General features: G+C 63.2%; 8 protein-coding genes. 6 read left to right on the top strand and 2 right to left on the bottom strand.

All coding sequences use genetic code 11. The features are described from left to right. Window positions 1–137: 137 nt before the first annotated feature. The 3 genes from KXR83_RS11385 (at window position 138) to KXR83_RS11375 (ending at window position 3525) form a co-directional block, all read left to right on the top strand. The gene (locus KXR83_RS11385) at window positions 138–1343 is read left to right on the top strand and encodes an alkane 1-monooxygenase (protein WP_437424960.1); all 1206 of its coding nucleotides are present in this window, start codon (window positions 138–140) and stop codon (window positions 1341–1343) included. 95 nt (window positions 1344–1438) lie between these two features. Beyond that, a complete protein-coding gene (locus tag KXR83_RS11380; protein ID WP_437424921.1) occupies window positions 1439–2569 on the top strand; it encodes a lipid II:glycine glycyltransferase FemX in 1131 nt (376 codons plus the stop codon). A gap of 158 nt (window positions 2570–2727) precedes the next feature. Continuing rightward, window positions 2728–3525, top strand: coding sequence for an alpha/beta fold hydrolase (locus KXR83_RS11375; protein ID WP_437424920.1), 798 nt, complete (start codon window positions 2728–2730; stop codon window positions 3523–3525). Window positions 3526–3591: 66 nt separating this feature from the next. Here the strand turns inward: KXR83_RS11375 and KXR83_RS11370 are convergent, their stop codons facing one another. Together KXR83_RS11370 and KXR83_RS11365 are read right to left on the bottom strand one after the other, a co-directional pair. Then, complete coding sequence (locus tag KXR83_RS11370; RefSeq protein WP_437424919.1) at window positions 3592–5085, bottom strand: amidase; 1494 nt, start codon at window positions 5083–5085, stop codon at window positions 3592–3594. A 56-nt stretch (window positions 5086–5141) separates the two neighbouring features. Beyond that, on the bottom strand, window positions 5142–5759 hold the full coding sequence (locus tag KXR83_RS11365; protein WP_437424918.1) for a TetR family transcriptional regulator: 618 nt from the start codon (window positions 5757–5759) through the stop codon (window positions 5142–5144). A gap of 49 nt (window positions 5760–5808) precedes the next feature. On the opposite strand from KXR83_RS11365, the gene KXR83_RS11360 reads away from it, so the two are divergent. From KXR83_RS11360 to KXR83_RS11350, 3 genes are read left to right on the top strand one after another with little or no spacing between them, the layout of a single operon-like run. Next, a complete protein-coding gene (locus KXR83_RS11360; RefSeq protein WP_437424917.1) occupies window positions 5809–6924 on the top strand; it encodes a hypothetical protein in 1116 nt (371 codons plus the stop codon). Window positions 6925–6932: 8 nt separating this feature from the next. Beyond that, window positions 6933–7931 carry a TIGR03617 family F420-dependent LLM class oxidoreductase gene (locus KXR83_RS11355; protein ID WP_437424916.1) on the top strand — a complete coding sequence of 333 codons (999 nt, stop codon included), beginning with the start codon at window positions 6933–6935 and terminating at the stop codon, window positions 7929–7931. Further along, window positions 7928–10306 (top strand): PEP/pyruvate-binding domain-containing protein, encoded by a 2379-nt coding sequence (locus KXR83_RS11350; RefSeq protein WP_437424915.1) that lies wholly within the window; start codon window positions 7928–7930, stop codon window positions 10304–10306. The genes KXR83_RS11355 and KXR83_RS11350 overlap by 4 nt, the downstream gene beginning before the upstream one ends. Window positions 10307–10376: the final 70 nt, after the last annotated feature.

The following is a 10376-nucleotide window of genomic DNA, read 5'->3' as shown; positions in this document are numbered from 1 at the left end:
GCGAGACGGACTGAAAGCGGCCATTGCGGGCGAACCAGTCCTGACGTCGAACAACCGGGTTTTGGGGTATGCAGTGCCACGGAAGGGATCCGTGAGTGTGAAGACGCGTGAAGATTGCGGGCGAGGTGGCTGTGCTGATGCACCACACCCAGCTCAGAGCTGAAGTCGAGGACCGGGGTATGTCGGATACTCGCACTTGGAAAGACCCCAAACGTCACCTGTGGCCGCTGTGTCTACTCGTGCCTGCCGGGCCGTTCATCGCGTGCCTGCTGGCCAACAGTGTGTCGGGGTTGCTGTGGGGTTTCGGTGGTTACCTGCTCCTCGTGGTCGTCCCACTTCTCGACCTGATCCGGGGGCCCGACCGTGCCGGACCGCCCGATGATGCGGTGCGGACGTTGTCGGCGGACCGGTACTACCGGTGGTGCACCTACATCTTCGTCCCGCTCCAGTACGCGGGTCTGCTTTTCGGCTTCTGGTGCCTTGCCTTCGCGGACATGACCAGGGGTGAGCGAGTTGGCCTTTCGATCACACTGGGCATGAGTGCCGCAATCGGTATCAACGCCGCGCACGAGTTGGGCCACAAACGCGAGAAACTGGAGCAGAGCCTGGCCAAGATCGCGTTGGCGCAGTCGGTGTACGGGCACTTCTACGTCGAACACAACGTCGGCCACCACGTGAAGGTCGCAACTCCCGCAGATCCGGCGAGCGCGCGATTCGGTGAGTCTTTGTTCGCGTTCTATCCCCGCGCGCTCTATGGAGGACTCGTCTCGGGTATCGAGCTCGAAACCGCTCGTCTACATCGTCAGGGCCACCGATTCTGGAACTGGCGCAACACAATTCTCCAGTCCTGGTCGGTGAGTGTCGCGATCGTTGTCGTCATCGTCGCAGCCTTCGGGTGGGCAGTGCTGCCATATTTCGCGCTGCAGGCGGTCATCGGCATGCTTGTACTCGAAGCGGTGAACTACATCGAGCACTACGGATTGCTGCGAATGCCCACTCCGGATGGAAGATTGGGAAAGGTGCGTCCCGAGCACAGTTGGAATGGTGACCACCTCGTCAGCAACGTCGTCTTGCTCAACCTGCAACGGCACTCCGACCATCACGCGCGCGCCGGACGGCGGTACCAGGCCCTTCGTAGCTGCAGCGAGGCCCCTCAATTTCCTGCGGGCTACGCCATGATGGTGGTTCTGGCGTTCTTCCCACCGCTGTGGCGCAAGGTGATGGATCCCCGCGTGCTCAGCCACTACAACGGCGACCTTTCCAGGGTGAACGTTCACCCGCCCAAGGCCGTCAAAATCGAGCAGCGCTACGGCGCCGCCTTAGCCGGGAGCTCTGCCACATGAGCGCAGTCAAGGTAGTGCGCGGAAATGTCCGCTCGGGCCGGCGATTCGGACAACGTGGGGATACACGTCATCAGCCTGCGGCTGGAGCAACGCACGTGCGCTTCGCCAACGATGACGAAATCGCGCGGTGGGACGAACTGGTCCTGCTGAGCCCAGACGAGGGCACCGTCTATCGCGGTCGCGCCAACATCGACGGCATGGCCTTACAGGGTGCCAGGCCCATCTATCTCATCGTGGGCGGTTACGCAGTGACGGCGTTCCAGGTGGACGTGCCGCTTGTGGGAGCGCTCTGGGTGCTTTTCGGACCGCCTGTCCTCGACGTTCACGATCTGATCCGGTCTGGCCGCGCAGTGGCTGCGTTCGGGGCAGAGAACGGGATCACCGCGGTTCGGGTGCGTTCCCAACTGAAGGCGAACGCAGACGACGCCAAAACCCTTCGTGTCCAGGGTTTTATCCGTGTACCGACGTGGTTGGACGACAGCACGGTCATCGTGGATCTGCGCGGCTCCGAACTCGACGTTCAGGCTCGCTTCAAAAAGCGAGCGCGAAAGTCGATCCGTCGTGCAGCGCAGGAAGGTGTCACGGTCGAACGGGTGCCGGCCACCGACGAGAACTGCCGCATCCTGTACGAGATGCTCGACGCCACCAGTGGCGGCCGGTTCAGGATTCCCGGCCTCAAGACGTCGACTGCTCTGTTCCAGCAGTACGAAGCGTCGGGCGACGGTCAGCTTTTCCTGGCTCGGCACCAGGGCGAGGTGGTGGTCGGCGCGTTCGTCTCGAAATTGGGCAAGAATGCGCTCTACCTGGGGGCGGGCTCGATTCGCAAGCGCCCCGGCGACCCTTTCCTGTGTGGATTGGGAGGTAGCCGCGCCGCGTACGCGCTGCAGTGGGAGATCATGCAGTGGGCGCGGGAGCAGGGATGCGAGCGTTACGACCTCGACGGGACACCGTCGACGTCGACCATTTCCGATCCATCTCACCCCCGACACGGGGTAGGCCAGTTCAAGACCGCGTTCAGCGAAGAAATCACCGACTACCTCGGCGCCTACCAAATAGCCGTTCGTCCCCGGCGCGCATGGACGCTGCGTCAGCTCGAGATACTCACGTCACTGATCGACGAATCGCCACGGCTGAATCGGCTACGCGGTCGTCCGGTGCGTCCGAATCCGGACTACGTGTGGCTTGAGCACGGACCTGTCTGGAGCAGGTTACGTCGCCTGGGATGAGACGGCGGGAAAGTCGTCGGCCGAAGCGGACGCAGGATCGGACTGAGTCAGAGAGCTGCCGTTCCCCGGCCGTTCACTCGAGTGTTACTGCGCAACGCGTTCGAGAACTTCAAGTAACGGTTCGGCGCAGGGGCGCACCTGAACCTTTGGGCCCCTCGATGATTGAGGGCATACTGACTCCCGTGTCTGCGCCCGTTCCCGCACCGGTTGTTCTCGTCCACGGGATTCGTGTCAGCGGGGCATCGTTGCACCGAATCGCTGCCGCGATCCCGGACCGCGAAGTGGTGTTCCCGGATCTGCCCGGTCATGGCACACGGGTGGGGGAGCCGTTCACACTTGCAGGTGCCGTTGACACGGTGGTCAAGGCCATCGAGGAGCTCGGGCCACCCGCGATCGTTGCAGGCATGTCGATGGGCGGGTACGTTTCGATGGCCGTCGCGGGCAGGCGTCCAGATCTGGTCAGTGGGCTGGTGGCGATGTGCGCGACAGCACAACCCAGTCGGTTCTATGCAGCCCCGTTTCGGGCGTTCGGGGCGACGACCGCGTACCTACCCGAGCAGGCAGCGGCCATCAGCAGGTGGCTCACCCGCGCTTCGGTCGGGCGCCGAGTCGCTGACGACATGGAAGTCGGCGGCCTCGCATTGGCTTCGATCAAAGATGTTGTCGCCGAGGTCTCCCGATTCGATGCCCTCGGCGAACTCGCGCGGTATCCAGGACCGATCGAATTCATCAACGGCGGCTGGGACCAGTTCCGCGTCAATGAACGCCGCTTCGAAGCGATTTCGCCCCGTGCTCACCTGACCGTGATACCTCGTGCCAGTCATTTGTTCCCGCTCATCCAGCCGGATGTGACGGGCAAAGCGATCGCCACGTTCGCACGAGCGGTCGACGCAGGCGCCCTGAGATCCGTTTCCCCGTCGGCGGACGAGCTCCGGCGGACATCTGGTGGCGGCTGACACCTGCAGTGCCCAGTCGGCGTCCCGCCGGAAGTCTTGTGAGAGACAGACTGTTTGGCTCACGGTCTAGCTGGTTGGCGGCAGGGCAGCCACGCGGTGTGCCCAAGGCATTGCCTGTTCGAGTTGTCCTGCGAGACGTAGGAGCATGGCTTCGCCTCCCAATTGTGCGGTGAACTGCACTCCCATCGGTATGCCCTCCGGGGTCCAGTGAAGTGGCAACGACAGTGCAGGACGTCCGGTCAGGTTCGCCAACTGTGTATAGGGCGCCCAACTGAGGTTGTCGTGGATCATGTTGTCCACCAAGGGAGCATGTCGCAACAAGCCGGCTGTGCGAGTCCTGAGTAGACCGGCTGCCGCCATGCGCGCGGGGCGGGGAGTGTTGAATGCACCGATGCGTGGCGGAGGCTCGGCCAGAGTTGGCGTCATCAGCAGGTCATACTTTTCGAAATACGCTGACAGTCGTCGTACATGGTCGTGTCGGCGCATGACCGCGTCGATGTACTCGACGCTGGTGTGGGCTCGCCCCAGTGCGGCCATCACACGCGTGTCGATCTCGAAATCGGAGTCGCTGCAACCGGATCGGCGCTTGGCGTCGTCCATTTCCCACGCCAGGTACACAAACCAGGTCAGTAAGAAGTCGCGGGCCAACGCCAGGTCGTCGAACGGCTGCTGGTCCAAGATCTCCACATCGTGGCCGAGGTCGGCAAGGGCCTTCGCGGTGGCGTCGTTTGCCGCCACCGCTTCTTGGTGTGGGGCGGGATTGATACCCGACTGGGAGCAGACGCCGATGCGTAGCCGTCCGGGGTCGGCACCCACCTGTGACAGATAGCTGTCGGCTGGGGTGAATGGCAGAAACGGGCCGCTCGGCTCGCCTCCCGCAAGCACGTCGAGCATCGCCGCGGTGTCTCGTACCGACCGGGATACAACTCCTTGGGTCGCGGCGCCATGCATCGCCTCACTGATGGCTGGACCCATGGGTAGGAGTCCGCGGCCCGGCTTCAGGCCGACGAGTCCGCAGCAGGCGGCCGGGATCCGGATCGAGCCACCGCCGTCGTTGGCACCGGCGACCGGGACGATGCCGGCAGCAACGGCCGCGGTGGATCCGCCCGACGAACCGCCAGGTGTCCGAGCCAGATCCCACGGGTTGCGCGCGGGCCCGAACAGTTCGGGCTCGGTGATCCCCTTGGCGCCGAATTCGGGGGTGTTGGTCTTGCCGAAGATCACCAATCCGGCATCCAGCCATCGCTGAACCACGGTGGAATGTTCACCCGCGAGGACAGTCACGAGTGATCGCGAACCGCTGCTACTGGGTAGGCCGCCATAGTCCTGAGCCAGGTCCTTGATCAGGAACGGGACGCCGCTGAAGGGGCCCATCCGTTCATCGGCGACGTGATCGTCCGCCTGTGAGTTCATGAAGCGGACGATTGCGTTGATCCGAGGGTTCACCTCGTGTGCCCGTTGCTGCGCGATATCGAGTAGCTCGCCGGCCGTCATGTCACCGTCTTTGACGAGTTGAGCGAGTCCGAGTGCATCGAAGTCCTGATACTCATCAAAGCGCATACAGCGAACGATAGTTCCCCGTCTTCACAGCCGGTCGGGTGGACAGGAGAGTGCTTTCAGGGGTGGTCCAGCGACTTCTCGGGGGGCCAACGGTCGGTGATCATCTTGGTCATCTCGTCCACCCAGGTGTCGTCGAGGGCTGCGTCGCTTCGGATGAGAATGCGAAAGATCGCAGTGCCCGCGACCACCTCGGCGAGCATGGGCAGATGGTCGTCGTTTCGGCGCTCTTGTCCGAATCGAGATTCGAATGCCGTGAGGTTGCCGCCCAATCGGGTGATCATCATGGCATGCAGATCAGGATCGGCAACGGTGTCCGCGATCAGACCCGGTAGCGCCAACCGCACCTCCGGTCTGTCGAAGATGATGCGGACCGTCTCGACCAGACCCCGGATCTCCGCGCGGATGTCGCCGGAACCGTCTGGCACGGGTACCGATTCGGCGTACAACACGGCTTCGTGAACGAGCTGTGCCTTGCCCGACCACCGGCGGTAGATGGCAGCAGTTGTGGTTCCGGCACGCGCAGCGATCGCCGACAGTGACAACGCGGAGTAGCCGGTCTGGAGGATCAGTTCGCGTGTGGCATCGATGATCGCGGCATCGATCCTGCCGTCACGCGGCCGCCCGGGAGCGGACTGCGCAGAGCCCTTGTTTTCACTGCCGCTTTCTGCTGTCATGGCTTCACCATAGTTCCAATACGGTACGCATCGTATTTGAGGAGAGCTAGTGCATCTGAGCCCGCTCGACGAGTTCCCCATTCATCAAACGCCCGCGCCTCTGACCTGGCCGGCCACGTCCGATCGAAATTTCTACGACCGGTCGTACTTCAACGTGCTCGACCGCGAAGGGCGCTTCATGGCCCTGACAGGTATCGGCTATTACCCACGCCTCGGCGTCAAGGACGCCTACTTCGTCGTTCGTCGCGGCGACACCCAGACCGCGGTGCACCTCAGCGACGCCATCGACGACGATCGCCTTCATCAGAACGTCAACGGCTACCGCCTCGATGTCATCGAGCCGCTACAGCAGGTGCATCTGACATTGGCGCAGACCGAAGGTATTTCCGCCGACCTCACCTGGCGCGGGCTGTTTCCCGCCGCTCTGGAGGAGCCGCACCAGATGCTCACCGACAGGCGGGTGACGTTGCAGGCGTCTCGCTTTGCGCAGGTCGGTTCGTGGCAGGGCTGGATCGATGTCGATGGCGAACGACTGGAAGTCAGTCACGACAGCAGTGTGGCGAGCCGTGACCGCTCGTGGGGCATCCGACCTGTCGGCGAGGCCGAGCCTGCTGGTCGGCCAGACGCTTCGTTCCGTGGAATGTGGTGGCTGTACCTGCCGTTGGCGTTCGACGACTACCAGCTGTTCTTGATTCTGCAAGAAGATCCCGAAGGTCACCGCAGCCTCTACGACTGCACCCGCAGGTGGCGAGACGGTCGCGTCGAGCAGCTCGACGGAGTTCGGGTGAGCATTGACTACCAGCCCGGCACAAGAATTCCACGGAGCGCCCATGTGGAGTTCATGAACCGCGCCGGAGACAAGATCGAGTTGGACGTCGAGTCAAAGCTGTTTGCTCCCATCGCTTTCGGCTCGGGCTACGGTGGCGACTCCTCGTGGGCGCATGGCAGCTGGAAGGGTGCACCATTCGCTGAACGCGTCAGCTTCGACCTGACGGATCCAGAGGTGATGGCCCGGGCGCCGTTCAGTCTCATCGACCATGTCGGCAAGGCCGTGTGTACCGAAGCTGACGGATCGGTTCGCGAGGGCGCAGGCTTGTTCGAGCACGGCGTGATCGGACCGCATCATCCGTCGGGATTCTCCGACTGGACCGACGCGGCGAGCTAGGCGCAGGTATGAAGATCATGACAGCGCTGTTTGGGCCAACCGATGCACTCGAACGGGCGCAAGTGCTCAAGGAAGCCGGCGCATCAGGCGTGTTCACCTTTGAAGGACCGTTCGACGTCTTCACCCCACTGGTGCTGGCATCGTCGGTGAAGAATCTCGATGTCATGTCGAATGTTGCGATTGCATTCCCTCGCAACCCAATTCAGCTCGCCCATCAGGCCAACGACCTTCAGCTGATCAGCGAAGGACGTTTCATCCTGGGTCTGGGCACGCAAGTTCGCGCGCAGATCGAGAAGCGTTATGGAGTCGAGTTCGATCATCCGGTAGCACGGATGAAGGAATTGGTGGGGGCGCTACGAGCGATTTTCGCCACGTGGAACGAGGGTGAACGACTCGACTTCCTCGGCGAGTACTACCGGCACACCCTGATGACGCCGACCTTTGTACCCGGCCCCAACCCGTACGGTCCGCCGCCGATCTATCTCGGCGCGCTCGGACCCCGGTTGACCAGAGCCACAGCAGAAGTGGCCGATGGCTTGTTGGTGATGCCCTTCGGGTCGAAGCGGTTCCTTCACGAGTCGACACTGCCTGCGGTGCGCGAGGGATTGGCTGCTGCGGGCCGCAGCGAGAGCGACTTCGAGGTGGTCCCCGAGATCATCGTGTCGGTGGATACCGGCCGCGATGACGATCACGCCTCGACTCGGATGTTGCTGGCGTTCTACGGTTCCACACCGGCGTACCGGCCGGTCCTCGATGCCCACGGATGGGGCGATCTGCAGCCCGAACTGAACGCGATGTCCAAGCAGGGCCGCTGGCAAGAGATGGCCACGCTGATCGACGACGAGATACTGCACACGATTGCCGCGTGTGGCACCCCATCCGAGGTGGCTGCGCACATCCGCGACCGGGTCGACGGTGTCTCCGAGCGGATCTGTCTTTATCAACCGGGTCCCATCGAGGTCGACGCGCTCGCGGAGATCGTGGATGAATTGGGAGGATCGTCATGACGTTGACCGCGGTCGAGTTCGACGAGGTTTTTGACGGTCGTTACGGTGGAAAAGCGGCAGGCCTGGCACAGTTGCGCCGGTTGGGACTTGCTGTGCCAGTCGGATTTGTGATCGCTGACGCTTCCGACCAGATCGCCGTCGATGATGTGGCTGAACGTTTTTCCCAGATGGCCTCGGCGGGTGCAACTCCGGTCGCCGTGAGGTCTTCGGCAGTCGGCGAAGACGGCGACGACCAGTCGTTCGCAGGACAGTACGACACCGTGCTGGGAGTCGACTCCGTCGATGACTTTGCTGCGGCTGTCCACACGTGTGCGGCGTCGGTTCATTCGGGACGCGCGTCGTCTTACAGTGGACAGACCACGGCCACAATGCATCTGGTGGTGCAGCACATGGTCGATGCGCGAGCCGCAGGAGTCGTGTTCACCGCAGACCCGGCCACCGGCCGGCGCGACCTCATGGTGATCGATGCCATTGCTGGGCTCGGCGAAGCGCTTGTCGACGGGTCGGCGTCCCCAGACCACATTGTCCTGGATTCCGAGGGCAACTCAGCCGTTCGCGAGGTGGGTGAGGTGCCGGTCCTGTCGCCAGAGGAGGTCTCGGAGATCCGGGCGGGCGCCTTGCGTGCTGTGCAACATTGGGACAAACCGATGGATCTCGAGTGGGCCATCGACCAGTCGGGGAAGGTCTGGTGGCTGCAGGCTCGTCCTATCACCACTCTGCCCGGCGATCTGGGCGAGATGGATTCGCCACTCGCGGGTGCAGACCATGTGTACACCCGCTGCAACATCGGCGAGATGATGCCCGGGGCATTCTGCCCGTTGACTGCTTCGGTCTCCGGTTTCGCCATCGATTACGCGATGCAGATGACGCAGGTGGTGGCGCGAGCGCAGCCGAAGTACGAGAAGCCGTGGTTGCAGGTCGGCTATTTTCAGGGGCACATGTTCTTGAACCTGACCGAGGGCACCGGTCTCAGCTCGGGAATCCTGGGCAATTCGCTGGAACAATTCTCCACCTCGATCTGCGGTCGGGTGGTTGACGAGTTGAAACCGAAACCGCCAAAACCGTTCTTGCGCCGACTGATCAACACCGTGCGGCTCACCACGTACGCGTTGTCTGCCGGCCCCGCGATCCGGCGATTGAAGGATCAGATCGCCGAGTTCGAGGTGCCGACCGGTGATGACCCTCGGCGGGTGTTGCGGCAGCTCGAATCCGGGGTGGAACAGTACTGCGACATCACCTTGACTCATGTGCGCTCGTCGTCGCGCGCGGCAGTCGCCGCCAACGTCCTCGAGAGTGTCTTGATGAGACAGGCAGTCAAAGAAGGACGTAGCGAAGACGAGGGTCGCGCCGAGGCGACCAGGCTCATGGCCGGCGCATCCGACGTCGAGAGCGCGCTCATGCTGGAAGAGCTCGACTCGGTGGTACACACCATCGCGGCCGACGACGTGGCTGCCACGAAGTTCTTGACGGGGGAGCCGGGTACCGCGGTAGGGGAGTTGCGTGCCAGCGGCAGCGCGGCCGGAATGGCGCTGGAGCAGTTCCTGGAGCGCCACGGCCACCGTGGATACCGCGAGCTGTGCATGCGCGATGCGTCGTGGGCCGAGGACCCCGAAGGGCTCGGTGCGATGATGCAGGTGATGGTGCGGTCGGCGATCGATCCGCCTGATCGTGGGTCGGCCAAGATCCGGCCCGAGGTGCCAAGCGCAGGGTCCATCAGATTTCTTGCCAGGTTGGCGCAAGGAGGCGCACGAGGGCGCGAGGAGACCAAGTCGAAGATGGCGCTGATGGCGCATTCGCTCAAGCTGGGCTACCGGCATCTGGGCGAGGTGCTGGCCGCAGCCGGACGACTCCCTGATCCGGATCTTGTGTTCTTCTTCGACCGGGAAGAACTGAACCGCGTCGTCGGTTCCGGCGATATCGACGCTCTTGTGCATCGAGCAGTCAAGCGCCGGGAGGCTCTGGCATTCCAGGACTCACTCGAGTTCGACGACGTGTCTGTCGGACGGCCGACACCGCTCATCGCCCGGCCACAGCGGGGTGTCACCGACGATGAGATCATCGGCCGCCCGGCAAGCCGCGGAACTGTCGAAGGCGTTGTGCGCGTCGCCAAATCGATCATCGACGCACGCGATGTGCAGCGTGGAGAGATACTGGTCGCGCCGGTGACCGACGTAGGGTGGACGCCGTACTTCACCGTCATCGGTGCGCTTGTCACCGACATCGGCAGCTCGGTGTCCCATGGTGCTGTGGTGGCGCGCGAATACGGACTGCCGTGCGTCGTCAACACGTTGGTGGCCACGCAGTCGTTGAAGACCGGTGATCGTGTCCGCGTGGATGGAGACCGAGGGGTGGTCACCCGTCTCGACCGCTCGTGAGCTGGTGGACGCTCATCGCACCCGCCCGGGGCGGTGCGCAGTAATCCGGCAGAGGACTTCTCGTTTCCGT

The sequence above is a fragment of the Williamsia muralis genome (assembly GCF_051487485.1).
GTDB classification, from domain to species: domain Bacteria; phylum Actinomycetota; class Actinomycetes; order Mycobacteriales; family Mycobacteriaceae; genus Williamsia; species Williamsia muralis_B.
The sequence above is the reverse complement of the archived record's forward strand: the minus strand, read 5'-3'. Positions and strand labels throughout refer to the sequence as shown.